The 24,415-nt window shown below is 53.5% G+C and carries 32 protein-coding genes and 2 riboswitches; of the genes, 14 read left to right on the top strand and 18 right to left on the bottom strand.

What is annotated here, in order from left to right; all coding sequences use genetic code 11:
* Positions 1-76 precede the first annotated feature (76 nt).
* Entirely contained in the window at positions 77-1,792 is a 1,716-nt protein-coding gene (gene ggt, locus ET33_RS00220) for a gamma-glutamyltransferase (RefSeq protein WP_036675064.1), read from the bottom strand.
* 111 nt (positions 1,793-1,903) lie between these two features.
* A riboswitch (cyclic di-GMP riboswitch) is annotated at positions 1,904-1,997 on the bottom strand.
* A gap of 268 nt (positions 1,998-2,265) precedes the next feature.
* Positions 2,266-2,934: a helix-turn-helix transcriptional regulator gene (locus ET33_RS00215; protein ID WP_036675062.1), complete on the bottom strand. Its 669-nt coding sequence runs from the start codon at positions 2,932-2,934 to the stop codon at positions 2,266-2,268.
* A 238-nt stretch (positions 2,935-3,172) separates the two neighbouring features.
* On the opposite strand from ET33_RS00215, the gene ET33_RS00210 reads away from it, so the two are divergent.
* Positions 3,173-3,790: an NUDIX hydrolase gene (locus tag ET33_RS00210; RefSeq protein WP_036675059.1), complete on the top strand. Its 618-nt coding sequence runs from the start codon at positions 3,173-3,175 to the stop codon at positions 3,788-3,790.
* A 473-nt stretch (positions 3,791-4,263) separates the two neighbouring features.
* On the opposite strand, the gene ET33_RS00205 is transcribed toward ET33_RS00210, so the two are convergent.
* Both ET33_RS00205 and ET33_RS00200 read right to left on the bottom strand, forming a co-directional pair.
* Positions 4,264-4,860 (bottom strand): SRPBCC family protein, encoded by a 597-nt coding sequence (locus ET33_RS00205; protein ID WP_036675057.1) that lies wholly within the window; start codon positions 4,858-4,860, stop codon positions 4,264-4,266.
* Between the two features lie 229 nt (positions 4,861-5,089).
* Complete coding sequence (locus ET33_RS00200; protein ID WP_036675055.1) at positions 5,090-5,716, bottom strand: HAD family hydrolase; 627 nt, start codon at positions 5,714-5,716, stop codon at positions 5,090-5,092.
* 205 nt (positions 5,717-5,921) lie between these two features.
* Positions 5,922-6,005: riboswitch (ZMP/ZTP riboswitch) on the top strand.
* A gap of 91 nt (positions 6,006-6,096) precedes the next feature.
* Here ET33_RS00200 and ET33_RS00195 point away from each other — a divergent pair.
* The 3 genes from ET33_RS00195 to ET33_RS00185 all read left to right on the top strand — a co-directional run bounded on the left by ET33_RS00195 (position 6,097) and on the right by ET33_RS00185 (position 8,064).
* Positions 6,097-6,960, top strand: coding sequence for a bifunctional 5,10-methylenetetrahydrofolate dehydrogenase/5,10-methenyltetrahydrofolate cyclohydrolase (locus ET33_RS00195; protein WP_036675053.1), 864 nt, complete (start codon positions 6,097-6,099; stop codon positions 6,958-6,960).
* Entirely contained in the window at positions 6,957-7,598 is a 642-nt protein-coding gene (locus ET33_RS00190) for a cyclodeaminase/cyclohydrolase family protein (protein WP_036675051.1), read from the top strand. The genes ET33_RS00195 and ET33_RS00190 overlap by 4 nt, the downstream gene beginning before the upstream one ends.
* A gap of 172 nt (positions 7,599-7,770) precedes the next feature.
* Positions 7,771-8,064: a DUF3817 domain-containing protein gene (locus tag ET33_RS00185; protein WP_036675049.1), complete on the top strand. Its 294-nt coding sequence runs from the start codon at positions 7,771-7,773 to the stop codon at positions 8,062-8,064.
* Between the two features lie 158 nt (positions 8,065-8,222).
* Here ET33_RS00185 and ET33_RS00180 read toward each other — a convergent pair whose 3' ends face one another.
* Positions 8,223-8,828: a DUF2087 domain-containing protein gene (locus tag ET33_RS00180; RefSeq protein WP_036675046.1), complete on the bottom strand. Its 606-nt coding sequence runs from the start codon at positions 8,826-8,828 to the stop codon at positions 8,223-8,225.
* A gap of 195 nt (positions 8,829-9,023) precedes the next feature.
* Between ET33_RS00180 and pdxR the strand changes: the two genes are divergently transcribed.
* Positions 9,024-10,427: a MocR-like pyridoxine biosynthesis transcription factor PdxR gene (gene pdxR, locus ET33_RS00175; protein WP_036675044.1), complete on the top strand. Its 1,404-nt coding sequence runs from the start codon at positions 9,024-9,026 to the stop codon at positions 10,425-10,427.
* Between the two features lie 78 nt (positions 10,428-10,505).
* Here the strand turns inward: pdxR and ET33_RS00170 are convergent, their stop codons facing one another.
* Positions 10,506-11,090 (bottom strand): MarR family winged helix-turn-helix transcriptional regulator, encoded by a 585-nt coding sequence (locus ET33_RS00170; RefSeq protein WP_036675041.1) that lies wholly within the window; start codon positions 11,088-11,090, stop codon positions 10,506-10,508.
* A gap of 203 nt (positions 11,091-11,293) precedes the next feature.
* Between ET33_RS00170 and ET33_RS00165 the strand changes: the two genes are divergently transcribed.
* Positions 11,294-12,337, top strand: coding sequence for a zinc-binding dehydrogenase (locus tag ET33_RS00165; protein WP_051774988.1), 1,044 nt, complete (start codon positions 11,294-11,296; stop codon positions 12,335-12,337).
* A 94-nt stretch (positions 12,338-12,431) separates the two neighbouring features.
* Here the strand turns inward: ET33_RS00165 and ET33_RS00160 are convergent, their stop codons facing one another.
* Positions 12,432-13,409 carry a phosphotransferase enzyme family protein gene (locus ET33_RS00160; protein ID WP_036675039.1) on the bottom strand — a complete coding sequence of 326 codons (978 nt, stop codon included), beginning with the start codon at positions 13,407-13,409 and terminating at the stop codon, positions 12,432-12,434.
* Positions 13,410-13,818: 409 nt separating this feature from the next.
* Between ET33_RS00160 and ET33_RS39570 the strand changes: the two genes are divergently transcribed.
* Positions 13,819-14,013 (top strand): CmcI family methyltransferase, encoded by a 195-nt coding sequence (locus ET33_RS39570; RefSeq protein WP_327204046.1) that lies wholly within the window; start codon positions 13,819-13,821, stop codon positions 14,011-14,013.
* Between the two features lie 78 nt (positions 14,014-14,091).
* Here the strand turns inward: ET33_RS39570 and ET33_RS00155 are convergent, their stop codons facing one another.
* From ET33_RS00155 to ET33_RS00140, 4 genes are all read right to left on the bottom strand, one after another.
* On the bottom strand, positions 14,092-14,508 hold the full coding sequence (locus ET33_RS00155; RefSeq protein ID WP_081890137.1) for an e9imm peptide: 417 nt from the start codon (positions 14,506-14,508) through the stop codon (positions 14,092-14,094).
* A 21-nt stretch (positions 14,509-14,529) separates the two neighbouring features.
* Positions 14,530-15,156: a DUF3267 domain-containing protein gene (locus tag ET33_RS00150; protein WP_036675034.1), complete on the bottom strand. Its 627-nt coding sequence runs from the start codon at positions 15,154-15,156 to the stop codon at positions 14,530-14,532.
* Between the two features lie 14 nt (positions 15,157-15,170).
* Positions 15,171-15,557 (bottom strand): Imm48 family immunity protein, encoded by a 387-nt coding sequence (gene imm48, locus ET33_RS00145; protein ID WP_036675031.1) that lies wholly within the window; start codon positions 15,555-15,557, stop codon positions 15,171-15,173.
* 122 nt (positions 15,558-15,679) lie between these two features.
* Positions 15,680-16,324, bottom strand: a complete 645-nt coding sequence (locus ET33_RS00140) for an SMI1/KNR4 family protein (protein WP_036675221.1) — start codon at positions 16,322-16,324, stop codon at positions 15,680-15,682.
* Positions 16,325-16,476: 152 nt separating this feature from the next.
* On the opposite strand from ET33_RS00140, the gene ET33_RS00135 reads away from it, so the two are divergent.
* From ET33_RS00135 to ET33_RS00115, 5 genes are all read left to right on the top strand, one after another.
* Positions 16,477-16,731, top strand: a complete 255-nt coding sequence (locus tag ET33_RS00135) for an LSm family protein (protein ID WP_036675029.1) — start codon at positions 16,477-16,479, stop codon at positions 16,729-16,731.
* Positions 16,732-16,868: 137 nt separating this feature from the next.
* Positions 16,869-17,297 carry a universal stress protein gene (locus ET33_RS00130; RefSeq protein ID WP_036675027.1) on the top strand — a complete coding sequence of 143 codons (429 nt, stop codon included), beginning with the start codon at positions 16,869-16,871 and terminating at the stop codon, positions 17,295-17,297.
* Between the two features lie 146 nt (positions 17,298-17,443).
* Entirely contained in the window at positions 17,444-18,232 is a 789-nt protein-coding gene (locus tag ET33_RS00125; protein WP_051774987.1) for a HEAT repeat domain-containing protein, read from the top strand.
* Positions 18,229-18,465: a DUF6953 family protein gene (locus ET33_RS00120; RefSeq protein WP_036675024.1), complete on the top strand. Its 237-nt coding sequence runs from the start codon at positions 18,229-18,231 to the stop codon at positions 18,463-18,465. The genes ET33_RS00125 and ET33_RS00120 overlap by 4 nt, the downstream gene beginning before the upstream one ends.
* Before the next feature lie 9 nt (positions 18,466-18,474).
* Positions 18,475-18,927, top strand: a complete 453-nt coding sequence (locus ET33_RS00115; RefSeq protein ID WP_036675023.1) for a hypothetical protein — start codon at positions 18,475-18,477, stop codon at positions 18,925-18,927.
* Positions 18,928-18,983: 56 nt separating this feature from the next.
* On the opposite strand, the gene ET33_RS00110 is transcribed toward ET33_RS00115, so the two are convergent.
* Complete coding sequence (locus ET33_RS00110) at positions 18,984-19,298, bottom strand: DMT family transporter (RefSeq protein WP_036675021.1); 315 nt, start codon at positions 19,296-19,298, stop codon at positions 18,984-18,986.
* A complete protein-coding gene (locus ET33_RS00105) occupies positions 19,298-19,639 on the bottom strand; it encodes a DMT family transporter (protein ID WP_036675018.1) in 342 nt (113 codons plus the stop codon). Before ET33_RS00105 ends, ET33_RS00110 begins: the two co-directional genes overlap by 1 nt.
* A 131-nt stretch (positions 19,640-19,770) precedes the next feature.
* Between ET33_RS00105 and ET33_RS00100 the strand changes: the two genes are divergently transcribed.
* On the top strand, positions 19,771-20,625 hold the full coding sequence (locus ET33_RS00100) for a LysR family transcriptional regulator (protein WP_036675015.1): 855 nt from the start codon (positions 19,771-19,773) through the stop codon (positions 20,623-20,625).
* Positions 20,626-20,639: 14 nt separating this feature from the next.
* Here ET33_RS00100 and ET33_RS00095 read toward each other — a convergent pair whose 3' ends face one another.
* Together ET33_RS00095 and ET33_RS00090 are read right to left on the bottom strand one after the other, a co-directional pair.
* Complete coding sequence (locus ET33_RS00095) at positions 20,640-21,455, bottom strand: GNAT family N-acetyltransferase (protein WP_036675012.1); 816 nt, start codon at positions 21,453-21,455, stop codon at positions 20,640-20,642.
* Positions 21,456-21,551: 96 nt separating this feature from the next.
* On the bottom strand, positions 21,552-22,031 hold the full coding sequence (locus ET33_RS00090; protein WP_036675008.1) for a hypothetical protein: 480 nt from the start codon (positions 22,029-22,031) through the stop codon (positions 21,552-21,554).
* 121 nt (positions 22,032-22,152) lie between these two features.
* Between ET33_RS00090 and ET33_RS00085 the strand changes: the two genes are divergently transcribed.
* A complete protein-coding gene (locus ET33_RS00085; protein ID WP_036675006.1) occupies positions 22,153-22,602 on the top strand; it encodes a macro domain-containing protein in 450 nt (149 codons plus the stop codon).
* Positions 22,603-22,661: 59 nt separating this feature from the next.
* On the opposite strand, the gene ET33_RS00080 is transcribed toward ET33_RS00085, so the two are convergent.
* The 3 genes from ET33_RS00080 to ET33_RS00070 form a co-directional block, all read right to left on the bottom strand.
* Entirely contained in the window at positions 22,662-23,183 is a 522-nt protein-coding gene (locus ET33_RS00080; RefSeq protein WP_036675002.1) for an ankyrin repeat domain-containing protein, read from the bottom strand.
* 80 nt (positions 23,184-23,263) lie between these two features.
* Positions 23,264-23,689 (bottom strand): helix-turn-helix domain-containing protein, encoded by a 426-nt coding sequence (locus tag ET33_RS00075; RefSeq protein WP_051774986.1) that lies wholly within the window; start codon positions 23,687-23,689, stop codon positions 23,264-23,266.
* A 405-nt stretch (positions 23,690-24,094) separates the two neighbouring features.
* Entirely contained in the window at positions 24,095-24,373 is a 279-nt protein-coding gene (locus ET33_RS00070; RefSeq protein WP_051774985.1) for a site-specific integrase, read from the bottom strand.
* Positions 24,374-24,415 lie beyond the last annotated feature (42 nt).

Below are 24,415 nucleotides of genomic sequence, written 5' to 3'. Positions count from 1 at the left end.
CTTCGTTAATTTTGCGCAGGTTTGCTGCAAAGAAAAAACGGACTGCTGATCATAGAGTCGGCAGTCCGCTAGGGGGTTAGTATCCGAGTGCCGCCCCTTCACCGCGCGGGTCGGCTCCGCCAAATTTCACGTTCGTTTCCGGATCAATCAGAATGACTCCCGATTGCCCGACCGCATCAGTGTAATCGTCTATCATTTTGACGGGATGACCGCGACGGATCAGCTCATCCTGAACGCTTTTCGAAATGCGTCCTTCCAGCTTCAAGTCGTTGGAGGAAGATCCCCAGTTGCGTCCGTGCAGCCAGCGAGGCGCTTCGATCGCGTCTTGTACAGGCATGCCGAAATCGACGATGCGGGTGACAAGAGCGGCTTGCGTCTGCGGCTGTCCTTCTCCGCCTTGGGTACCGTAGATCATGTACGGCTTGTCGTTTTTGAACAGCATCGCCGGGTTGATCGTATGGAACGAGCGTTTTTTCGGCTCAAGGTGGTTGATTTCCTTAGGATCCAAGGAGAAGTAGCTGCCCCGGTTCTGAAGCAGAACGCCTGTGTCCTTCGCAACGATCCCCGAACCGTAATCGAAGTAATGGCTTTGAATCAACGATACGGCGTTGCCTTCTTTGTCGATGAAGCCCATCCAGGTCGTATCGCCCTTCGGATCCATCGGCACGACGTCGGCTGCGGCCTTGTTCATATCGATACGTTTCGCCATTTCTTTGCCGTGCTCAGGGGAGAGCAGGTAATCCACCGGAATGTCGGCAAATTTCGGGTCGGTCAGCCACTTGTTGCGGTCCGCGAACGCTTGCTTCGTCGCTTCTACGATTAGGTGGTAGTACTCCGGCGTCCCTTCGCCCAAGCTTTTCACATCGAAGTTGTTCAAAATATTCAGGATCGAAAGGGAAGCAATGCCTTGCGAGTTCGGCGGAACGTTGTATGCCTTATACCCGCGGTAGTCCGTCGAAATCGGCTTTTGCCACTCGGCTTTGTAGTTTGCAAAGTCATTCAGGGTTAGCAGTCCGCCGTTCGCTTGCACGTCCTTGACGATTTTCTCAGCGACATCGCCTTTATAGAAGCCGTCCGCGCCTTTCTTGGCAATGACCTTTAACGTTTTGGCCAAATCCGGCTGCTTCATCAGCTCGCCTGCTTTGTATGGCTGCCCGTCAGGCTTCAAATACGTTTTGGCCCAGCCTTCGAAGCGCTGCAAATGCTTCAGCTCGTCATCCTTCGTATCCAGATTGACGTTGGTCCAATATACCTGGTTCGGCGTAACGGGGAATCCGTCTTCCGCATATTTGATCGCCGGTTTGAGCAAAGAACGCCACGGCTTGCTGTTGCCGATCTCTTCGTCGGCGTAGTTGTACGCTTCCCACCAGCCGGAAACTGTGCCCGGTACCGTGTTGGCCGACAAGTAGCCTCTGGAAGGGATTTTGCTGTAGCCCTGGCTTTTATAGTAATCGATGGTCGCTTTCTCGCTCGAAGGACCGCTTGCATTTAACGCTTTGAGCTCTTTCTTTTTGGCGTTGTAAATGAGCCAGAAACTGTCTCCGCCGATGCTCGTGTAATGCGGATAAATAACGGCCAGCGTAGCCGCTGCGGTGATGGCTGCGTCTACGGCGTTGCCGCCGTCCTCCAGCACCTTCAAGGCCGCTGCCGAGGCCAAATAATGTTGAGTCGTGACCATTCCGCTAGGCGCCATGGTAGTCGGACGGTTTGCAGCTCCGGCGCTCGAAACCGTAGAGAGGCATAAAGCCGCGACGGTTCCCAAAATAGCCATTTTCTTCTTGCTTGCTCGCATTCGTTTTCCTCCTCTTCGTTGTCTAGCAGATTTTGTTCGCCTGTCAAAAGAGAGCGGAAAAGCAAAAAAGGAGACAGAACTATGTCGTCACCTTTGTTCTTATCCTTGATGACAGGTAGCTGGCTGGCGTAGCCGCTATAGGATAGCAGCCTTAGCCCCTCTAGTTTTGCGTCCTATTCTTTCGAATAGTTTGCCTTTTTCATGTTAAAGGATCCCGTATGGAAAATTCAGCCTATGGCCTTGTAGGAAATATACACCATTTTTCCTAGTCCGGCAATTGTTTTTTTTGTAAAATTCCTCACAATCAGACATATAGTTTGAAAAATCGACATAATTGTCGAAAATCGTCGTATGAAAACCATTCCAGAAATGGCAGCAAGCGAAGCCCGCGGTGGTCGAAATCATCCGCAAGAGCTTCGCTCTATCGTTGAGGGCTGCGCCCGTAGGCGCAGTACGCTTCCGTGACTATGGACTTATAAAAACTTTTGGGCCGCGCTGCGCTCCTGATTTACCCGGATTTCATCGAGGTAGTTGTAGAGAGTGAACTTGGAAATGTCCAAAAATTGACATACCTTGTCTCCGGCTTTTTTCACGAGAAACGCGCCCCGGGCGTCCAAAAACTGCACGGCCTTGATCTTATCCTCTTTGACCATATGGGATACGGGCTTGCCGATCGACTTCTGGCATTCCTGCAGCAAATAATCGACAAGATCGTTCACGTCGTTCACGAACACTTCCTTGACCTCCTGATCGAGGCTGTGCATGGTGAGCGACCGGATCGTATTTTCCGCCACGAGCAAATCCGAAATATCGAAGTTGATGCACAATGCTCCGATCGTCTCGCCCTTGCCGTTCTTAATATACGTCGACGACGAGCGCAAAATTTTGCCGTCCTTCGTCTGCGTGATATAGTTGTACCGGTCGCCGTCGGTAACCGTGCCGCGCAGCACTTCGAGCCCGAGGTTGCTGCCGCAGTCGCTGACCTTCCTTCCGGTAATGTGGCCATTTTCGATGGCGACGATCGTGCTTTCGTACCCCTGCGTCAAATCGTGCAGCACGACCTCGCATTTATCCCCGAACTGCGCAGCAATGCAGCGAATCAGGGGAAGGAGGAAGCTGATCTCCTCTTTAACCGATTCCAATCCGTCTCACTTCTTTCCTTCAGTATACAAACCCCATGAGTCTCAAAAAAATAGTTTGAACACCAAAAAAGTTTTCTGTATCTTTAGTATCTTCGCAATCGGAAATCTTGTCAACCGAATTCGGCGGCCGGACAAATCCGGGCGGTCGGCGAATGTCTGGAAATAATTGTAGGCAGGGATGTCAGGAAGGTATAATGAGAGGGAACGATCCTTTTACAGCTACGAAGGAGGCTATCCTATGAATCACCGATGGTTGGAATGGGCCAAGCAGATTCAAGCAATCGCGCAGACCGGATTGGCATACACGAAGGATGTCTACGATCGGGAGCGGTTCGAGGAATTGCGACAAATGAGCGTCGACATTCTGGCTCATTACACGGAGACGGACCCCGAGAAAATCAAGCTGACGTTTGCCAGCGATACCGGCTATGCCACGCCGAAGGTGGACATTCGCGGCGTCGTGTTCCAGGACGGAAAGCTTCTGCTGGTCCGCGAAAAGCACGATGGCGTCTGGGCGCTCCCGGGAGGATGGGCAGATATCGGCTTGTCGCCCTCGGAGGTTGCGGTCAAGGAAATCAAGGAGGAGTCGGGCTTCGATGCAAAGCCTGTCCGGCTGCTTGCCGTGCTGGACAAGAAATTTCACGGTCATCCGCCGGAGCCGTATCATGTTTATAAGCTGTTTATCCTATGCGAGATCACCGGGGGAAGCGCCGAGACTGGGATTGAAACGTCGGGCGTCGGTTTTTTCGGCGAAGACGAGCTGCCTGTCTTATCGGTAGAGCGCAACACCGAGGCGCAGCTGCGGACGATGTTCGAGTTTATGCGTGATCCGGATAAATCGGTCATTTTGGATTGAAGAGGGGTGGGGCCCCTGAGCTTGTTGAGAAAGTGGTCAAATGGGATAATAGAGGTTACGAAGGGGTGGGGTATACACTTCCGGTCGCTCTTGTCCGCAGGAAATTTGATTTGAAGCCGCTTCGCANNGACAAAGGCGAACGCTATCGCTCCTCCAGTGCATACCCCACCTCCGTATGTTTTTCTATTTTTTATAATAACTACTTGTTCAACACTCTGAGTGGCGGAAGCCCCTCTTTTTTTTGGCTTATGGCGGGACGAGCCTAGTTCAAGCGGTGAAAGATTTCGGAGGCGTTGCCGCAAAGGTCCTCGAAATAGACCGCAAAATACGTCGGACTGATCGGGAACAGCTTCGGCCCCGCGGTGACGGTTCGGCTGATGCTCGGGGTCCTCGGTAATAGCAAAGTACGCGACGCTCGGTAGGACGCTTTCCATAGGCGTTACCCGCTGGTCGATATGGCCGAATTTGTTCTGTTAGATTCTCTCCTCCAGTTTGGCGATGACTTGCTCCCAGCGGTGCTTCATTTCCTCTCGGCGGAACGCGTCCTCGAGCTTTTCCTGATGGAAGCTGATCGTCGTTTTTCCCGAGCTTGCCGGCAGCAGACGGATTTGAACGGTGGACGCGTGCTCCCAATCCTGGGGCTGCCAAGTCATACGGAGCTGGGACAGCGGCTTGAGCACCCGCAGCTGGCCGGATGTGCCGTCTTCGGTCAAGTAGGCTTCCCCCTGCTGCGGGAGGGAAGGCAGCGCGCCCAGCCACAAGCGGAGCCCTTCCGGCGCGGTCAGCAGCTCCCAGGCCCGTTCCTGGGAGACCGGCAGCGTCCGACGCACCCCGATCTGGAAGCCGGCCGAAGCCGTTAATCCCGCGGGCTTGCGGCCCCGCTTCTGCTCGAAGGCGGCGGCGATGATCTCGCCCCAACGCGGATCCACGTCATGTTCGTCGCGCAGGTAGTTGACGATGTCCTCGTAGGACCAGGCTTGGTCCACGGTTTTCTGCAAAATGATCAGCCACTCTTCCCACGTATGGCCGGTTTCGTCCGGTAAAGCTTGCTTGGAGATCGGGGTTGTCATCGCTTTTATCCTCCACAACGTTTAATAGTCCTATTATAAACAAACTTCACTGACACGAATGGCCAGTGAAGCTAGAGGGTTTCGTAATATTCGGCAAGCGCGGAGGCGATGCCCGCCATGCATTTTTGAGCGGGAGCAGGCGCTTCCCCTTTTTAAGCAGCCACAGGATCGATAACATATTGTCCGCTTTGGACATGGCTTGACGCTCCTTTTTAAGCGGCGGAGAGGATCACGGAAGCGCGGCTTCCAGGATCGTCAGAATATCCTTCGGATGCCGCAGACGGTAATTGGCCGCAATTCCGGCATCGTATGCTCCCCACAGCGCCAGTCCGGAGGCGACGCCCGCTCCGGCCGCACACTGCATATCGTAGATGCTGTCTCCGATGTACATCGTATCCTTCGGCTCTGCCTCAAGCCGCTTCAAGGCGGTCAGAATCGGCTCGGGATGCGGCTTATGCCGTGCCGTATCGTCGGCGCAGACGACGACATCGAAGTAAGGGTGCAGATCGAACCGCGCAAAATCTTTGATATATTCCGTACGGGTTTTGGAGGTGACGATGCCGGTCCGCAGCCCGAGCTCTTTGACCCGGCGCAGCATCGGCTCGATGCCTTCGAATACGCGGATTTGGTAGTCATGCCGCTCCATCAGCCGGTTCCAGCGGTTCGCGGCTTCCTCGATATCTTGAATCCCGAAGCGGGGGAGCGAGCGGACGCTCGGTATCCCGAGCACAAAGGCAAGGTCCTCAGGCTCAAAAGGGATGTTCCTCTCCCGCAGTAGGTCCGACAGCGAACTTAGAATTGCCTGCTCCGTATCGAGCAGCGTGCCATCTACATCGAATAATAGACAAGGATACATGAGGAATCAATCCTTTCTTCATGAATAATGCAAGATAACTTAATTATACTTATTATAACTTGTATAAACAAGTGATTATCAATAAATATAAGTATTAATACCTAATTTAGATAATGAATTATGCGTAATTTCGTGGTTTTATGTACATTCGCAAAATCAAGGTTTCCATACGCCGTACCTTCTGCTACAATATCAACAACAAACGAAAGCCGTATGCGACTGGCGAAAAGAGTGGATAACCACAAGGGAGCATGCGGTCGGAATCTTGCCGTTCGCCTGGGTAAAAGTATTTGCCGAAGACTCGTTGGAGGAGCTTGGGCGAATGCTTTTTTTCGTTTATGTGCCCAATTCTAGTGAAAACACATTGGAGGTCGAGCCTTATGGCGCAACTGCTGAAAGCGAAAGAGGCGGCGGATCAAGCGTATGAGCGGATTCTCAAGCGAACGGAGGAATGGAAGGCTGTCAGCTGTCAGCCTTGTATGGGGGTTATTTTGGTCGAAGGCGATCCCGCCTCGCTGCTCTATGTCCGGGCCAAGCAAAAAATTGCAGGAAGGCTTGGCATCGTGGTTCAGTTGAAAACGTTCCGGCCTGATGCGCAGGAAAGCGAAGTGATGAGCCTGATCGCCGAATGGAACGCCGATTCCACCGTTCACGGGATTATGCTGGAGCTTCCGCTGCCGAAGCATTGGTCCCAGGCACGGATTGAGAGCGCCATCGCTCCGCAGAAGGACGTGGACGGGGTGACGCCCGCAAGCAAGCTGGCAACGATGATGGGCTCGGAGGGGCTTTATCCCGCCACGCCGCAAGCGTGCATCCGGCTGCTCCGGCATTACGGCTACCGGCTTGAAGGCGCCAATGTTGCGCTAATCGGCCGGGGCCAGACGGTAGGGCTGCCGCTCTTCCATATGCTGCAGCGGGAACAAGCCACCGTCACCGTCTGTCACTCGCGCACCCCGGATCTTGCCTTCCATCTGCGACACGCGGAGATTGCGTTCGCCGCGGCGGGACAGCCTGGCCTTGTGACCCGGGAGATGGTTCACCCTGAGCTCGTTCTCATCGATGCGGGAATTAACGAATCGGCGGACGGAAGCATCGCAGGGGATGTGTCCGCAGGAGCAGCCGAAGCGGTGAAGGCGGTATCTCCGGTGCCCGGCGGCGTCGGGACGCTCACGACGGCGATTTTGTTCGAAAATGTGATGAAAGCGCTGGAGCTGCAAGCCCAAGGAAAGGTGGCGGGACGATGACGTCGACGATCTGGTGGAACCGGACGGTCGGAGAGTTCGTTCAGGAGGCCGGAAGCGCGGAGCCGACGCCGGGGGGCGGCAGCGTGGCCGCTCTCGCTGCGGCGCTCGGCGCCTCGATGGCGTCGATGGCAAGCCGTTTGTCGCAGGGGGAGACCTTCGCCGCGCACCAAACTTCCGTAGGTGCGGTCTTGGAGACGATGAACCGACTTACCCGGGCGTGCGAGGAGCTGCTGGAAGCGGATATCCGCGCGTTCGAGGAATATATGAGGGCGCTGAAGCTGCCTAAGGACAGCGAAGAGGAACGGGCAGCAAGACGCACGGCGATCGACGAAGCGGCCGCGAGGGCTACCGGGGTCCCGCTCCGGCTGATACAGGTATGCCTGGAAGGACTGCGGGCCGCGAATCGGATCGCCGAGGGCTGCAACAAGCACGTTGTCTCCGACCTCGGCATCGGGGCGCTACTGTTCGAAGCGTCCTCTCAATCCGCCGGGCTGACCGTGCGGATCAACTTGAGTTCGCTGAGAAACGCAGACCTTGCAGCCCAATACGAAGGGCAGGTGTCCGTGATGCTTCAGGAGGCGGAGGCGCTAAAAGCACAGGTGCTCCGTATCGTCCATAGCCGGATCGCGGGGCATTGATCAAGCGCTGGTGTCGGCTGATGCCGGCCGCAGGCAGGTGTTTGAAAAAAGTCACAATTGCCCAATGCTTGGCGAATTACGGCAGTTTATAATAAATGTGAATCTTTGGGTTCGTCCAAAGCGGGCCGGAAGACAGCGGTTACATCTTATTTTGTACTTTGGAGGTCATGTCATGTTGAATCATCCCATCGGCCGCTTGCGCATCATCGCTTTTATTGAGGGGATGTCCTTCCTCGTTCTGCTGGCTATCGCCATGCCGCTCAAGTATTTTCTGGACATGCCGCAAGCCGTCAAAATTGTCGGATCACTCCACGGCCTGTTGTTCGTGCTGTACGTGCTGGCCGTCATCCACGTCACCTTCGCTCACCGCTGGACTGTGCTGAAAGTGCTGTTCGCCATGCTTGCCGCCTTCATTCCGTTCGGCAATTTCTTACTGGATTCGCGTTTGCTGAAAAACGGCCGCTAGACGACCTGGAAAAGGCAGCTGCATGGAGAAGCTTGCAGCTCTGCCTTTCGCTGCCTGCCTATAACGATTTGTCCGAAAAGACTCCGGTAAGGAGTTTTTCTCATTTCTTGTCCTGCCATCGTTTGGTCCACCGGAATTCCTCGTGCAAGTTCCTCCGCTTAAGTTAGCTTGTCCCACTTCGCCCACATTTTGCGTGGATTCAACTCGTACTCTTCATTGTCCCGGAACATGAACCGGTGCATAATAAACTCCCTGCGGATCGTGGCAAAGTCCTCGTGATACTGCCGGATAAAGTCGTTGATTTCTTGCTCCGTATACTTTCGTCCTTTCTCCAACCTGGAGACGATATGCTCCAGAATGATCAGCTTCTTCTTCAACTGGGCAGGCACGTGCTTTAATTTGCCTTCGGTGGTGAAGAAGTTTTTCAGAACGGATTGTTGAAGACGTTCAGCTTTGTCCTCGGGCATGGAAGGCCCTCCTGTCTCGTTGGAATGGGAGTAGATCAGCTCTACCGAAGCGGCGGCGTTCGCCTTGATGAAGTGATGATTCAGCGAAAAGTAGATGGTATTCTTCACCCGGCGCTCATAAAGCAAGCTGGCTTCCCGCAGCTTGGCGGCGTGATGGGTGATGGTGGCAGGGGTTACGCCTAATTTGTCGGCGAGCACCTGTCCGTTCAGCTCCCCGTCCGCCAGCAGGATAAGGATACGGATTCTTGTCGGGTCGGCGAGCGCTTTATGATAGTTGACGATCTTATCCAGCTGCATGGGTTGATGATCACCGTCCATAATATTTTTTAGTGTGTATCTAATTTAATAATCATCTAATTAGATAATATTCAAATTAATATCTGCTGTCAATGAAGTCCAATAAATTCACTGTAGCATGGGCGAGTGGTTTATAATAGTGCCAATGAAGCTGAATCTGAATGGAGCCACTTTGACGAAAAAGGGGAGAGGTCTATGCTGTGGATTCCGATTGACCGGTCGCTCGACATGCCGCTGATCGGGCAGGTGTACGGGCAAATCCGCGACCGCATCTTAAAGGGGGAGCTTCCGTCAGGTGAGAAGCTGCCTTCCACGAGGGAGCTTTCCGGGGAGTTGAAGGTATCGCGCAATGTCGTTCTGGAGGCTTATGATCAACTGCTGGCGGAAGGCTTTCTGATCTCGCGGAGGGGCGCGGGGACGTTCGTGGCGGAAGGCGCCTATCTCGAACAGCGCAGGCGGGTGACGGAAGCGATTGCGCCGAGCGCATATGACAATCTGCTAAGGGACGAGGGCCACGTCAATTTCCGCTCGGGCATTCCGGCGCTGGACCGGTTTCCGCGCAGAATATGGGCGCAGCTGTCTTCGGCCGTCTGGAACGAAGCGTCGTCTGCGGTGCTGGGGTACGACGCACCCGAAGGGCGTCCGGAGCTGCGGCATGTGCTGGCGCGATATTTGCTAAAAAGCAGGGGAGTGCACTGTCACCCGGACCAGCTCGTCATCACTTCCGGCGCTACGCAAGCGCTGTCCCTGGTGTCCAAGCTGCTGCTGTCGCCGGGCGACGAAGTGATCATGGAAGATCCGATCACCTGCGATATTCAGGCGATGTTTCAAGCCCAAGGTGCCGCCATCCGTTTCGTCCCGGTAGACGAGCACGGGATGCAGACGGCTTTGCTGCCGCAGGCAAGCTCGCCGAAATTCGTCTTCGTTACGCCCTCGCATCAATATCCGTTGGGAGGAGCGCTGCCGATTCAGCGGCGCATTCAGTTGATTCAATACGCGCGCACGCACGATTGCTACTTGGTCGAGGACGATTACGACAGCGAATTCCGCTACGAAGGGCCGCCCGTCAGCTCCTTGCAGGGACTGGAGCCGGACCGCGTCCTCTACATCGGCTCGTTCAGCAAAATTTTATCTCCGGCGCTGCGCACGGGTTACCTGATTCTTCCTATACCTCTCGTCGAATCCTGCCGCCGGTTAAAGTGGTACGCGGATCTGCACAAGCCTTCGATGGATCAGCTCATTCTTGCGCGTTTTATGGAAGGGGGCTATCTGGAACGGCATATTGCGAAGATGAAGAAGCTGTACAAAAGCCGCAGAGATTGTCTGATCGACTGTCTGCGGTCCGCTTTTCCGGGCCAAGTGAACATCATCGGTGATTCGACCGGGCTGCATCTCGTCGCAGAGTTTCCCGGACGCCGGTTCGATGAAGAGGCGGTTCGGAGGATCAAACGGATGGGAGTGAAGGTGCATTTGGTGGAAGAGCACGCCAACGACAAAGAGGCGCAGCGCAGCCGGCTTATTTTGGGGTACGGTCATCTTCCTAAGGAGGATATTCAGGAGGGGATCGCCCGGCTTAACCGGGCTTTGCTTGGCATGTAGCTTTGTAACGATGGTCCCGCAAGCTTGCCAAGGGCGCCTGATCAGATCTGGCGCTTCCCCTCGCTTATGCGCGCAAGCTTACACGGATGGCGGTTCCGCTTCCCGCGCTTCGTCATCCGGGCCGGAGCTCGCTTGCGGATTTACCCAGGACGCATGAAGGGAATCCTGTAAAATGCGAACGAGCACGCGCAGCTCCACGTCGTCATACTTTTGCAGAAAGCGGACGACGCCTTGCTCCATTTGCCGGTGCAGCGCTTCGTGAAGCCGGAACAGCTCCTGACCGAGCGGAGTCGTGCGGAAAAGCACTTCTTTTTTGTTATTGGGAAGGAACTGCTTCTGAATCAGTCCTTTGGCGGTCAGTCTTCGGGTAATTTTGGAAACGCTGCCCTTCGGAATGCCGAACTGTCTGGAGACGGTAATGCCGTTCACCGGCTCCAGCCGTCCGATGGCGTCGAGCACATGCAGCTCGGTCACCGTCGTATCTTTCAAAAGCCCGACAATTGCCGCATTGTCGCAGTTCTGGGCCATCCACTGCCGCTCCTCGTCATCCTCGGCCTCCATTCGCCGTTGGACTTGCCCGAACAATGTAATGACCTGCCGGATGAGCGGCTCTTTGGAATCTTGGCTCCCGGCGGGCCGGCCGTTGTTGGGAGTATGTGCCATGATGAAATCTCCTTCATTTTCGGTCGGTTTATTTTATCAGTATATCAAGAACGGGGCTATTTCAAAAACGGAAATGGCGCTTGATCATCCTCGAACAAAAAAGTTTCCTGGAAACAATATTGACAAAAGCAGTAGTCGCCGCTAATATTGTTTCCAGGAAACAATATTGCTGATTCGTCAGCCTGCGAGGAGAGGATTCGATTATGAATAACGATCAGCTACACGGACTTGGTTCCGAGGAGAATCGCTCCGGGGGAGCGGTCACGACGCGGCGGGTTGCTCGGGCGCTGCGTGCCGGCGGCCCGGAGGTCATCGAGGTTACAGAAGAAGAGATGGCCCCTTTAAAATCCGGCGAGGCGCTTGTGCGGGTGGAGGCCGTCGGCCTGAACCACGTGGAGTCCTTGGTACGGTCCGGTACGTATCCCATCCGGTTTCCGTTTCCCTATGGCGTCGGTGTAGAGGGCGCCGGGGTCGTTCTGGCCGTCGGCCCGGGGGTCTCGATCCCCGTAGGCACGCGGGTATGCTGGACCGGCGTGCCGGGGTCCTGCGCGACTGCCGTCATCGCGCAAGCGGCCCTGCTGGTCCCCTTGCCGGACTCGCTTACGTTCGAGGACGGCGCCAGCCTAGCTCACGCAGGGCTGACCGCCGGCGGTCTTGCCCGCCATTGGCCGCTCAGCGAAGGCTCGGCCGCTGTCGTATGGGGTGCGGCCGGCGCCGTAGGCCGCCTGCTTGTCGCCACGCTGGCCGAGCGCGGCGTCGAGGTGATCGGCATCGCCAGCGGCGGCGAACGGCTGGAAGCGGTGCGGGCGGCCGGGGCCGCGCTCGCCGTCGACCGTTCCGCAGAAGACGTACAGGCCGCCGTCCGTGCCTTCACCGGCGGTCGCGGGGTTGCCGCCGTCTTCGATCCCGTCGGGACGGAGACGTATAAGCTCAGCTTGAGCCTGCTGGCACGCCGCGGCTGCCTGATCAACTACGGACAGCTGTCCGGCGATCTGCCGGCCGTCGACATGAAGGAGCTCATGACGGCGGGCTCCGTCTTCGTGACCAAGTATGGTCCTGGCGGGGTCGATGGTCCGAGTGACATGGCCGGGCTCATTGCGGATGCGGTGAAGCTCGCCGCGAAGCGTCCTTTGACCAGCGGCGCTGCCGGACGGTTTGCGCTGGATCGGGCCGCCGACGCCTACCGGGCGCTGGATTCCGGCGCTCACGGCAAAGTGCTCATTATTCCCGGCGGCACCGCTCTTTGAGCAAGGGCAGGCCTTCCTCAAACAAGCAAAGCCGGAATTCCTCCTAGCGGGAAATTCCGGCCTCGCTTCAAGCTTCATTTCATAGGTTTAGCATTCACCACGGCTTCGCAAAGCTCTGCCGCATTTCGTCGCAATACTGCCGCAGCTTGATTTTCAGCCCGTCCAACCACTCAGGGGCCTCCTCCAGCTCGCTGTTTTCCAGCGAAGCAAGCAGTCTGGAGAAGCTGTACAGTTCGGCGAATCTCCGAAACCGCGGAAAGTCCTGAACCACAGTGTCATCCAATGGTCTGACGGAGCGGTAACCGCGCACAAAAGCCTGAAGCTGCGCCTCGCCTTCCGAACTCTCGTCTTCCAATTGATCCGCAAGCGCCGCTACAATATCCATAGCGAACCAATGGTACATGGAATCATCGAAGTCGATGACGTTCAACTGCCCGGTTTTTTCCCGCCAAAAGACGTTATCCGTCTGAAAATCGTAATGAATCAGACCGTAAGTTTCTTCCGCAGCCGGCATCGATTCCAGCCAAGCCTTCACTCTGGCAAGCTCGGCCATCGCTTCGTTCTCGTGAGGATGCCTATGCAGGACGTTCTCCGCGAACAGGAGCGCCTCCCGCCAGTTGCGGCGCCTTCCGCCCGCCGGTTCGTAAGCCTGGGACAAGGCGTGCAGAGTGGCCAGCGATCGCCCCCATGCCTCGCAAGGCGGCTCGTCAACCTCATACAGCGGCACTCCGTCGGCTTTGCTGAACACGACACCGTAGTACCGCCCTTGCGGCAGTTGCACGGATTCGATGAGCCTGCCGTTTACGGACGGAAGCGGAATGACGCAGGGGAACCCGTGCCGATGCAAGTATTGCATGAATTCCAGCTCCGCTTCGATTTGTTCGAGCGGGGTTTCCTGCTCGAATGAGAATCTTAGAAAATACGTTTTTTGTTTGCGTTTAACAACGTACACAAAGGTCGAGCTTGCTCTCCAAAATTTTAATGTCCCTTGGTCATGCTCCCAGTGCGTGATCAGCTCCAGAGCGACCGCGTCGGACTCCAGCCCCTGCACCATGTTTCGTAAATTCATCATTGTGGATCTGCCTCCCGTCATACCATGCGGGAGAACAAGGCCCGGTTAAGCGGCGAGTCCTCCCACCGGTATGCAAATTTGAAGTTCACTCTTCAAAATCGCGTCACTCCTTTCCTGAAGCTAAGGTATGAACCGGCTTATAAGCCATGGATAGATTACCATAAACCGGAAACCAGGTGGTGTGGGTTTTTAACTATAACCAAATTCGCCGCAAAACCGCTTGGGAAGGCTGTGTACGAACCATTTTGCAGGCTGTACACATACAATGGCTTTTATAAATGGAGAGGAAGAGGAGAGGATGGCATGAGTGATTTCATCGACCAATTCCATCGGCATTATTATGATAGCCTAGTATGGCAGAATATGAGATGGCTCGGGGTACAGATCCTGCGACGTCGTTCTCGTCAATCTGGACTCGGATCATTCCGCACCGCATGTTCTTAGCGAACTGAGAGTCTACAGCCATTTTGTGACGATAGGAAGCTATCTCAGCGTCGAAGATACGAAGGTTCACGGACACCCCATGCTTCCGAGCCATGGTCCTGGCCCGATGGAAGCACTGGACGCGACGCGTTTCTTCAAGAAAACGACCGGTTTGCAGTAGACGAAAGCCGGCATAAATTTTTCGTAAGCTTTAACCCTATTTGCGCATAAAATGAGATACTATGTCCTGCCTGATTCCCTACAGAAGGATCGGCTTATAGGCCAGCGCCTTGTCTACAATCTCCTCGGCCGACAAGTCTTCGTCGCTCCAAAAAATATAATCGCTGATGCTTGGGTCCGCGACCGAACTCGTAATCATATCCAGCCAAATGTCCATTTCCCACTCTTCACCCGAGCATTGCATCACTTGTTCCACGAGCCCGATCAGTTCTTCTCTATTCAATTCGCCCGGCAGGACGGATCGGTGATGGAACAGTCTTCTGGCGATAAACTCGGCGCCTTGGTCGGTATGTAGCAGCAGCTCTTCGACATCCGGATAGGTGACATTGGCCTTGAGCAGCTTCAGCTTTTCATCGTACGGCTCCCCGGAATCCTGGGCGTTCTGTATTTCCTGCACCAGCTCGAAAATTTTCTCGTAAGACAACGTTTGCTCCATTTCGTTCACGTCCTAAGCGATTTAGATATGAGAAGATGTTTGCCTTGCAGTCGATTTCCAATACGTCTTCGTTCCGTTGCAGACAATGACCGCTTTGGAAGGGACTTGAATCCAGATCAGAATCCAATTCAAGATATCCAAAGAAGACGACAACGAGTTTAAGACGATCAAAAAGAGGATGAAAGGGGAGAGCGCCCCCAATAGACCCAGCAAGGCCGGAAGTATGATGGATATGACAATAAAGGGTAACAGCGTAATGACGATATATCTCGATTTGGATACTTGTTCTTCCGTATACACATATCCCCCGAACAAGGTGATGCCGACATACGTGCTCTTCGACGCGATAAAGTTCGGGATCAAGATGAAGTGCAGCAGCTCATGAACCAATAGCAGCGATACAATTCCCAATATACTCTTCAAGTCGATCGTGAACGATATCGAGTCAGGCAAATAATTTCGGAGAGGGGCAGCGGAAAACATACTTACGATACCGATGGTCACGATAAGATTGATGATCATGAAAGGAACGGACAGGGCTAGAGCGCGCATGGGAGATTTGGGCTCCTTCAGCAAGGCCCAGCCGTTGCGGACGAATTCCGCATGTTTTTGTTTGTCGGTGCCCGGAAATCGGTTCCGTATCTTCATCGATTTCACTCATTTCATTCGTTAAACGAATTTAAAATATCAAGCAGATTTTGACGCAAATCTTCCATTTCTTCATTCACGTATTCGTAGTGCCCGTTGATGCCCCGATGAATGATGGCGTTCATCGTCGGATGATGGTCCCGGTCCGTCGCTTGGATCAGATCGTGGGCGAAAGCGGCGGCTTGATGCTCGCTGTATTGAAATGCGCGCATCAGCATCGCGATCGTCAGCGCATGCGTCTGCGGCTGATCCAGGTCATCCCGGACCGCAACCGCCATCACGGCGCCGAAGCTGAAAGCGGCGATCAGCTGCCGTTCGAGCTCGGTCGTCTCGGTAAACGGAATCTCGATCAGATCGAACAGCCTGTCCGCGAATTCCGTAATTTCAGTGAGTTGTTCCATGAGGTGACATCCTTTCCTGCCGACAAATTTTTCAAGGTGGGTCGGCGATAGCATTCCATCCTTTGGTATATACGTAATAAGACGGGAAAAGGAAGCAAAGACAGCATGAAGATCGTGCCGGACTACGCCTCCGTGTCTTCCGCTACGGCCTCCTGACTGCACAAAACGGTCATCATTTCCTCGAACGAGCCGAAGAGCGGTCTGACGTAAGGCAGGAGATGATCTCTGTTCCTCGATGCCTCTTCGCCTAACTCGTGCAAATGATCATGTAAGAACCATACAACGGGACAGTCTCCGTTTTCTTGTCTCCGCATCGTATCGAAGCATACCGGACCTTGGCTGTCTTCGCACTCGGCAAAAGGCACATAGCCTGCCGACAGCAGCGGTTCCCAGGCACTTATTAAAAATTCCAAGGACTGGAGTCTTTCTTCCGAAGACAGCGAAGGCATCTCTATAAATTGACAATCGCCTATGTATTCTCCGTCTACTTCCACATTATCGAATTGCAGAGACACGTAATGATAGCTCATCAAGAACGCTTTAAAAAGCGGTGGAAATTCAATCGAATATTGGCTCTCAACTGCCCGGATCTCGTCTTCGCCGATGGTCGAATCCAGAGGCTTCCATTTCACCCAGCCTTCCTCGTCGACTTCTCCGTCCCGCATCTCCTGCGGCACTTTTTCTTGCACATGCATAAAGGCCATATCGACGGCTCTGGAGAAATACGGCTCCAGCTGCGCTTTGATCCAAGAAATTTTTTTTATCATCGTATGCTTGAGCTCCTTTTCCAGTTCCATTCCGGCAACCGCGCATGATTACTAGTTTACGAAATTGGCGAGGGTTCTGCTAGATCAGCCCGTACTTTTGTTCGTAGAAGCACATAGAATATACCATGTCCAACAAGAAAGGATGGTGTGCTATGTCAGCCATTCACGAATATTACCATACCTGCAAGAAATATATTAACAAACGGGTGCGAATCATGACAATCAGCGGAGCCTCGTACGAAGGGCGGATCGTCAAAGTAGACCGGAACCGCATTTATCTGCAGAGGGCCTCTAACAACCGCAATAAGGCTACCGTTTCGTTTTTTCCGTTTATCCTTCCGCTCGTCTTGTTTGACCTGTTGGCCATCGTACTGCTCGACCGGCCTTTTCGGAGACGTTTTTGTTAGCCGATTCGATCCTTCGTCCCGGGGGATTTTGGCTTGTTCGCGGCCCGGTTCCGGCAGAGTGTGATTTAGATCATATCTTTGGCCCCGTATACACGTTACCATAAAAGTGTAAACGATCTGCGGGGAGGTTTCCAATTATGGCATTCCAAAAAGTGCTAGTTGCTTTTGACGGTTCCGAGCTGTCCGTTAAAGCTCTTCAGAAAGCGGTCGCTATTACTCAGGAAGATTCGGCGGAATTAATCGTCATCCATGTATATCAAACTCCGGTTCTTGCTTACGGGTCCGCCTTCGTCACCGTTCCGGCCAACCTCGATCAGGATTACGAAGAGTTTGCCCGGTCCGTACTGAAAGAATCGGAAGAGGCGACCGTCGGCGTGTCCCGAGTGAAGCGCGTGCTGCAGCAAGGGCAGCCGGCCGTTACGATTCTGGAGTATGCGGAAGAAAATGGCGTCGACCTTATTATTATGGGAAGCCGGGGACTAAGCGGCATTCGCGAGTTTGTCCTTGGCAGCGTCAGCCACAATGTCGTTCAGCACTCGAAAGTTCCGGTGCTCGTGATCAAGTAACGGCAGCGGGGAAGCAAAGCACCTTAACGGGTGCTTTTTTTATTTCCCGCGGCGGCTCACTTCCCGCGCTGCTACTGGAGAGGCGCAATATGATATAATTTGGGAGTTGATCCCTGCGAAGGAGATTTTAAAGCGAAAGGTGACCTATGCCCGTATTTGTACATTTGACGCCGGAGCAATCAATCGCGAATGTCATTCGAAACGGCATCAAGCCGAGCGAAGTGCATGTGGACGGGGTCGGAGACGGTGTCTTCTGCATGCCGTTGATTCACGATTTTTACGCGTCGCATCAATGGCTCCGGGAGCTAAGACGGTTTAACAAAAAGAATATGACCGCCGTTTATTTCAAGCTGAGCGATGAGGAGACCGTCTTTTTCGGCGATTATTACCAGAAGCACCGGCGGGGAAGCGCCGGGCAGGCCGTAAAGGCTTTTTTGGATCGGGAAGACCGGATGGGCTTCCAGGTGATCGTGCCGAGAAAAATCCTCAAGAACGAAATCTTGCGAACCAAAAAGCTGTCCCAGACGATCGGCTGGCGCTTTTACCCGAAAGCGAAAGGAACCAAGAGATGCCTTTGTCCCGGGTGCCTGCGCGGCGGTGAAGTGAACGACAACAAGCAGATTTTGAGAAAGTACGAGGAGCTGCTGTCCGAACTAAGACAAGCTGAGGAAAAAGAGATCCCGTCGATTCTGAGGTCCATCTGGAGGCTGAAGATCGATCACGACCGCCGTATCAAGGACTTTCGGCCGTTGTTGTTCCTGAAGGATTCGTCCAATCCGGACATCCTGATCGAGTTTGTTGCGGTGATCTCCAAGTTTCGGGGTCCCGAAATCGATGAAATTTTGCGGGAGCTGATGGAACATCCTAACCCTCATGTGAAGGCTGCGAGCGCGGAGGAATGGCTCCGATTCAAAGGAAGGGGAGAGTATGAATGAGTTTTACCGCCAATGAGGCTGCGGAATGGATGCTGAATGAGGTGAAGTCCGCGGGCATTCTTTATCAAAGCGATGCCGTGCGGCATATCTCCGCTCATTTTGGTGAAGCGTTTATTTATGTCAACGAGAACGGGAATGCGTCCATCGATAAGGAAGTGAAGAAGGCGTTCAAGAAGCTGCACAAAGGCAGGGTAGCCTGGGACCGGGACGCTTTCTTTTGGGGCTGGACGTAGGAGGAGCATATGTTATTGCCTCACAGGTTCAAGAAAGACGGAGAGATCGAGAAGAAGCTTATCGCGTATTTAACCGAACAGGAAAGCTATTACTTAGTCTCGGACGGTGTGGCACTGTCCGCAGATCAGCCGAAGCGCTTTACCCCTGACGAAGCCGTCGAAATCTACCAACGGTTTGCGGATGCGGACATGGCCTGGATGGGCGTCAGGCACCGGGAGCCGATGATGTACCATTTTGCGGTGCGGATTGATTCCCGGGAAAACAAGGCGTACTTAATGGAATATCTCGATATTTTCAACGAAGAAAAGAACTTTCACTTGAAGCATATGGTTGAAATTTTAAGTTGGGAAGAAGGCATACGGAGCTTACACGTTCCGTTACGGCTTACCGAGACGAAGGATCATTATTGTTCCGTGGAACATGACCGGCAGGGGCATGCGATCTTGACAAAAAAGGCTTAAGCTACGGAAAGTCGATAGGAGGGCAGCTCCCGCCAAGAGAAGCAGCCCTCTTTTTTCTATGAAATCAGTTTAAGTCCGACGGCTGACGCGAGGATCAGGCCGATGAACAAGATCCGCCTCCATTCCTTCGGCTCGCCGAAGGCGAACATCCCGAGCAGCGTGCTTCCTGCGGTTCCGATGCCGGTCCATACGGCGTAGGCGGTGCCCATCGGGATGTGATTCATGGCGAGCGACAATAACGAGAAGCTTGTGCCGAGCGTGACGATGAGGAACAAGTACGAGGTCCAATGGCGGTACTCCGTCACACGTTTGAGGGCAACAACGCCGATGACCTCGCACAGCCCGGCGGCCAGCAGAACAGTCCATGCCATTACGCCTCACCCCCTTTTGCCTCGGTATCCTTCGTAACGAGCTTAAGCCCCAGAACGCCGGCGGCCAGCGCAGCGATGAGCACGAGCTTGAGCGGATGAGCAGGTTCCCCGAAGAGCACAATTTCGGTAATGACCGTACCGGCTGTGCCGAGCCCCGTAAACATCACATACACCGTACCGATCGGTAATTTGGCCGCCGAGTCCAGAAAGGCTTTGAAGCTAAATAAAATAAATGCGAGGGTGAGCAGCCATTCCCACCACGCCGTCGAATGCTTCAGGCCTGTGACCCAGACGACCTCCGTTGCCCCGGCCACTATTAACAGCCACCATGCTTTGTTCATACCTTGCTTTTCTCCTCCTTGCTTGCTTAGAAACGCTTGATGTCATTGTAATTCAATAGGGGCATATCGTATAATGATCAATATTGATAAAGGTATCATTATTTTTGATATCTAGAGCGGAGGGGTGTCCGGTGGAATTGACGGATCTTAAAATGTTTGCGGCCATTGCCGAGGAGGGCAGCATATCCCGCGCCGCAGAACGGCTGGGCTACGTCCAATCGAATGTGACCGCGAGAATCCGGAAGCTGGAGTCGGAGCTGGGGGTCCCGTTATTTCATCGGCATCCGAAAGGCGTTGTTCTGACGGAGAAAGGCGGTGCCTTTCGCGATTACGCCCTAACGATCTTGAATTTGTCCGAGGAAGCAGTGAGAGCGGTGCGGGAGACGGATTATCCGAGCGGCCCGCTGGCGATCGGGGTGGTGGAAACCGTGAATTGCCGTAATTTAATGAAAGCTCTGGCGGATTTTCAAGCCCGGTATCCCGGCGTCTCTCTCTCGATCACGACCGGAACCTCCGCGGATTTGCTTGCCAAATTGCTGAATCATCAGCTCGACGGAACGTTCGTTACCGGCGAGATTGACTCGTCCAAGCTGGTTTTCGAACATACGGCAAAAGACGAGCTCCGGCTGCTGACCCGGACAACCGGGGAGGCGTACCCGGATCTGGCCCATACGAAATGGGCCGTTTCTCCGAAGGGCTGTCCGTTCCGGGCGGTTCTGGAAGCGTGGCTTCGCAGCGAAGGAATTCCTTTGGCCAATATGCTGGAAGTGAGCTCCCTGGAGACGCTCCTGAGCTGCGTGCGTTCTGGGCTTGCCGCTACGCTGCTGCCCCAATCCGTGCTATCCGGCGAATTCGAGGAGCTGGGAAGCTACCCGGTTCCGGAAGCGTTCCGCTATACGACAACAAGCTTCGTCCGCCGTAACGATGGATTTTCGAGCAAAGCGTGTGCCGCGTTCGTGGAGATGGTAAAGGTGAACGGGCTCTAACTGCTCCTCCGCTTTTATTCAAGCAGGTGCCGGTTTTCATAAACCGTTACTTCGCAGACCGGCTCAAAGCCCGATCGCTTATAAATATTAATGCCGTCCGGCGAAGCTTGGAGTACGCAACGTCCGGCACGGTGCTTCCGGGCTTCCGCAAGCAGGAAGTTAAACATGGCGGACCCGAAGCCTCTTCCCCGGCATTCCTGCCTCGTAGCAATGTCGTAAATGCCGACGCTATCGGGAGCAAAAATGAGACATCCCGTAGAAACGATGTCATCCTGAACCGCTCCGATGTACAGCTTCATGACGGAATGGTTCAGCAGCCGTGCAGCGGATGGCTTATTAAAGTATAATCGAACGTTAGCGGCTTCCGGCGATTCACCGAATAAAGAAGCCAACACATCCCCGTATTGTTCGATTTCCCGGGCAGACGCTACCTCCTTCAGCTTCAGCTCCTCTGGGCAATTCGTATCCGGCTGCAGCGCGTCCAAGTCGGCATACATGGCGATATTGATCTCCGCTTCGTTCAGCCCCAGACTTCTTAACGTTTCAAACGTGCAGCTATTGCGATCTTCCCATGACCACAGCGCCATAGGGTACTGCTTCTTGTTGAAGTATTCAACGGTTTCTTCGATCAGACCGGTGTCCGACGGCTTCACCTGCTCCTTAAGCCATACCGAATTATTGAACGTATCGGACGGCAGTCCGCAATCCACTCGAATAAAATCCGCCGTTTCGCGGACATTCATCTCACCGGAATCCTTCGCCAAGCAGGTGGATCTGGTTATAAAATTCGCCCGAACGAGATGGGCCAGCTGTTTAAGCTCTGTCGTCATTGGAATTCCTCCTTGATAAGCATTTGCCGGGAAGGCTATGGGAGTCAATATTATTGTACCATTTTTTACCTACGGGTTCACGCTGCCAAGAGATAACTACTTCTCCGGCGCGAACACGACCAGCGGTCCGGTCATCAGATCTTCCAGGGCGCTGCCGTCGTTTAACGCATTATTAATGGCGTTAAATTCCGAGCTTTGGAATAGGATGTTTTGAATTTTCTTGTTGTCGATCTCCCCGCTGAACTTGTCCGCCACTACGTTTTGAATAAGCTTATAGACCCGATTGTTGGAAAGCAAAGATTGCTGCTGCGTGTCGTCAGGGAAAATCATGATCATCTCGTTCGAATATTGAACCTCTTTGACGATCATCCGGCAATAGACCGATGGGATCAAGCAGTACAGCTCCCACGCCAAACGCTCATCCTTGGTGGTTTGAGCGATCTTTTCGATGATTTTCTCGTGGCTTTCCGAATCGGCAGTTTCCATAATTTCGATCGCGTGACGGATGGATTGGATAAGGTCGTTCTCTTGAGTCTGCGGCTGCTGCTTCTTTTTAAACAAATCAAAAATTCTCACGGTAGCTCCTCACCTCATGAAAAGTTATGTTAGTATTATATCGTCCGGATGGAGTTTCTTGTTAAGCTTGGAACGCGGTCGATGAGGCTGCAAAGTATTTTAACCGAAGGAGAGGGTTTGCGTGGCAGTAACAATCATTGCGGGAGATTTGCTCGAGGCTAAGGAAGACATCGTTGGCCACCAAGTCAATTGCCAAGCCGTAATGGGCTCGGGAGTAGCCAAATTATTAAAAACGAAATATCCGAACCTGTATACATCCTACCTCGATTATTGCAAAGACAAGACTCCGGAGGAGCTCCTCGGAACCCTTCAGCTTGTCGATGTACAAGGGAAGTTCGTCGCGAACCTCTTCGGTCAATTGACCTATGGTCGATCAAAGAAAGTGTATACGGATTATGCCGCACTTAAAGAGGCTCTGCTCTCGTTAAAAAACTATGCGCAAGAGCACGGTTTAGCGGTGGCGCTTCCCTATGGGATCGGCTGCGGGTTAGCCAACGGATCTTGGGAGATTGTGGGAAAGATGCTGGAAGAAACGTTCGACGATTACGAAGTGACGCTTTATCAAATCTAATAAGCGGCGTTAATGAGAAAAGGAGCGGTGCTTGTGCACAACCGCTCCTTTAACATTCGTTAGAGCCGGGCTCCATGCCGGCGCAGCAGCTCCGCAACGCGCTCGTTCCCTTGCCTGACGGCGAGCGCCAAGGGCGTATCTCCGCCCTCCGCCTTCGCGTTGACATCGGCTCCATGCTCTATGAGCAAGCGAACGAGCTCTGTGTTATCGTCGTGAAATGCGGCCGTATGCAGACAAGTGTGGCCGTTGCTGTCGAAGATATTCGTCCGGGCACCGCGGGTCAAAAGCAGCTGAATAACCTCCGGGTCCCGTTCCCCTGCAATCGCGGCATGCAGCGCGGTATTCGAAGGGATGTAAGAAATTTTGGAATGCGACACGGCATTCACATCCGCACCATAGTCCAGCAGTACCTGCACGGCAGCTTTGCTGCCGAAATGCGCCGCGAACCCTAAGGGAGTCAGTCCGTCGCCGTTTTCCGTATGGGCGAGGCTCGGGTGAGACTCCAGCATGTCTTGCAGCCGCGAGGCATCCCCCGATTGCGCCGCTTGAACCACGTCGTCAATGCTTGGAATAAGCTCCATTCAAAATTTCCTCCATTTCTGTAGGTCGTCCGTTCGGTTCTTAAATTATCACACCGTTTGCTGCATGTGCTTCTTGAAAATCACTTTTTTTGACGATAGCGGGAGGGAGGGGCGCCAAAGCGCTTGGAAAAAAGGCTGCTGAACGAGCTGGGACTGTGAAATCCAACGTTCAAGCAAATGTCCGTTATCGATGTATCGGTTCGCAGAAGAAGTCTTTGTGCTTCCTGAAGTCTGAGTTCGGTCAAATAGTGGTGAGGGGAATGACCGAACAACTGCTTATAGCTCCTAAGGAAATGATTTGGCGATAAGCAATCCGCTCCTGCGATCTCTTCCAAGGTGATGGGCTCGGCATAGTAGGCGGCCATGTAATCGTGTCCGATAATGACCCTTCTGAACAATTCCTCTCGTGTCGACGCCTTCCGCGACGGTAGCTTCAGCATCTCTTGATGAACCTGACGATGGACCTGCAAAAGCCTCTGCGCCAAATCGTGCAATTGTTCATCCAATCAGACGCCATCTCCCTGCCTGTCTCCATATTCCGCCTTTAGTTTCAATAACGCCGGAGTGAGCCATTCATCGTTGCCGTAAGTATCAGGGTCTCTTCCAAGTCGCAGCCTCGGGCATCGCTTTCACCGCTGAGTTGGGAGAAGGCAAGGAACATTTTCAGTTTGTCGATGCTTGTGGGTATAACATCGTCACGATAAGCGAAGAAGGGATTATGGTTCAGGCAATCGATCTTCCGCGTTCGCGCTCCGAATATTTGCGAATTCCGGTTGCGGCACTCACGGTCAAGTCCTAATTCATTTCGACAGCAAAGGATTCGATTTGGGGTCCTCGTAGATGATGCTGCAGGGCTCGGCGCGCTCACCAATAGCGCACCGACAGGAGTGGTTCTGGGCGTAGTCTTAGCTTTAGGGAAGGATTACGTGAGACAAGCCCTTCTTCAAAAGCAAAACGAAAAGGGAACGAACGAAACGAATTTGATGTCCTAGACTGCTTGTCTTTAATCGAGCTGATTGCTTAGCTAAGTAGTCCTTCAGCAAGTTTAAGGTAACTTCCTCGATATCAAGATCACCTATTTTGCGGATCAACATCTTTAGCTGAAGAGAGTATGCCTTCAAAGTAAGCGGGCTGAATCCTAGAATACGTTTATCCGTTTCATACAACATCCATAGTTCATTTAATTTCATAACTAATCCCTCCCAATTCACATATTAGCTCTAGCTTTTCCG

The organism is Paenibacillus tyrphae (assembly GCF_000722545.1).
In the GTDB taxonomy this organism is placed as follows: domain Bacteria; phylum Bacillota; class Bacilli; order Paenibacillales; family NBRC-103111; genus Paenibacillus_G; species Paenibacillus_G tyrfis.
This window is presented reverse-complemented; position numbering and strand designations above follow the sequence as displayed.

Excerpts from the sequence above, each read along its gene's own strand:
- ET33_RS00185 (WP_036675049.1), top strand. The coding sequence starts at position 7,771 with ATGTTGAATCATCCCATCGGCCGCTTGCGCATCATCGCTTTTATTGAG.
- ggt (WP_036675064.1), bottom strand. The coding sequence starts at position 1,792 with ATGCGAGCAAGCAAGAAGAAAATGGCTATTTTGGGAACCGTCGCGGCT.
- ET33_RS00105 (WP_036675018.1), bottom strand. The coding sequence starts at position 19,639 with ATGAACAAAGCATGGTGGCTGTTAATAGTGGCCGGGGCAACGGAGGTC.
- ET33_RS00190 (WP_036675051.1), top strand. The coding sequence starts at position 6,957 with ATGACGTCGACGATCTGGTGGAACCGGACGGTCGGAGAGTTCGTTCAG.
- ET33_RS00200 (WP_036675055.1), bottom strand. The coding sequence starts at position 5,716 with ATGTATCCTTGTCTATTATTCGATGTAGATGGCACGCTGCTCGATACG.
- ET33_RS00125 (WP_051774987.1), top strand. The coding sequence starts at position 17,444 with ATGCCCGTATTTGTACATTTGACGCCGGAGCAATCAATCGCGAATGTC.
- ET33_RS00070 (WP_051774985.1), bottom strand. The coding sequence starts at position 24,373 with ATGAAATTAAATGAACTATGGATGTTGTATGAAACGGATAAACGTATT.
- ET33_RS00135 (WP_036675029.1), top strand. The coding sequence starts at position 16,477 with ATGTCAGCCATTCACGAATATTACCATACCTGCAAGAAATATATTAAC.
- ET33_RS00155 (WP_081890137.1), bottom strand. The coding sequence starts at position 14,508 with ATGGAGCAAACGTTGTCTTACGAGAAAATTTTCGAGCTGGTGCAGGAA.
- ET33_RS00195 (WP_036675053.1), top strand. The coding sequence starts at position 6,097 with ATGGCGCAACTGCTGAAAGCGAAAGAGGCGGCGGATCAAGCGTATGAG.
- ET33_RS00080 (WP_036675002.1), bottom strand. The coding sequence starts at position 23,183 with ATGGAGCTTATTCCAAGCATTGACGACGTGGTTCAAGCGGCGCAATCG.
- ET33_RS00115 (WP_036675023.1), top strand. The coding sequence starts at position 18,475 with ATGTTATTGCCTCACAGGTTCAAGAAAGACGGAGAGATCGAGAAGAAG.
- ET33_RS00170 (WP_036675041.1), bottom strand. The coding sequence starts at position 11,090 with ATGGCACATACTCCCAACAACGGCCGGCCCGCCGGGAGCCAAGATTCC.
- ET33_RS00120 (WP_036675024.1), top strand. The coding sequence starts at position 18,229 with ATGAGTTTTACCGCCAATGAGGCTGCGGAATGGATGCTGAATGAGGTG.
- imm48 (WP_036675031.1), bottom strand. The coding sequence starts at position 15,557 with ATGGAACAACTCACTGAAATTACGGAATTCGCGGACAGGCTGTTCGAT.
- ET33_RS00205 (WP_036675057.1), bottom strand. The coding sequence starts at position 4,860 with ATGACAACCCCGATCTCCAAGCAAGCTTTACCGGACGAAACCGGCCAT.
- pdxR (WP_036675044.1), top strand. The coding sequence starts at position 9,024 with ATGCTGTGGATTCCGATTGACCGGTCGCTCGACATGCCGCTGATCGGG.
- ET33_RS00110 (WP_036675021.1), bottom strand. The coding sequence starts at position 19,298 with ATGGCATGGACTGTTCTGCTGGCCGCCGGGCTGTGCGAGGTCATCGGC.
- ET33_RS00150 (WP_036675034.1), bottom strand. The coding sequence starts at position 15,156 with ATGAAGATACGGAACCGATTTCCGGGCACCGACAAACAAAAACATGCG.
- ET33_RS00180 (WP_036675046.1), bottom strand. The coding sequence starts at position 8,828 with ATGCAGCTGGATAAGATCGTCAACTATCATAAAGCGCTCGCCGACCCG.
- ET33_RS00130 (WP_036675027.1), top strand. The coding sequence starts at position 16,869 with ATGGCATTCCAAAAAGTGCTAGTTGCTTTTGACGGTTCCGAGCTGTCC.
- ET33_RS00160 (WP_036675039.1), bottom strand. The coding sequence starts at position 13,409 with ATGATGAATTTACGAAACATGGTGCAGGGGCTGGAGTCCGACGCGGTC.
- ET33_RS00210 (WP_036675059.1), top strand. The coding sequence starts at position 3,173 with ATGAATCACCGATGGTTGGAATGGGCCAAGCAGATTCAAGCAATCGCG.
- ET33_RS00095 (WP_036675012.1), bottom strand. The coding sequence starts at position 21,455 with ATGACGACAGAGCTTAAACAGCTGGCCCATCTCGTTCGGGCGAATTTT.
- ET33_RS00165 (WP_051774988.1), top strand. The coding sequence starts at position 11,294 with ATGAATAACGATCAGCTACACGGACTTGGTTCCGAGGAGAATCGCTCC.
- ET33_RS00140 (WP_036675221.1), bottom strand. The coding sequence starts at position 16,324 with ATGATAAAAAAAATTTCTTGGATCAAAGCGCAGCTGGAGCCGTATTTC.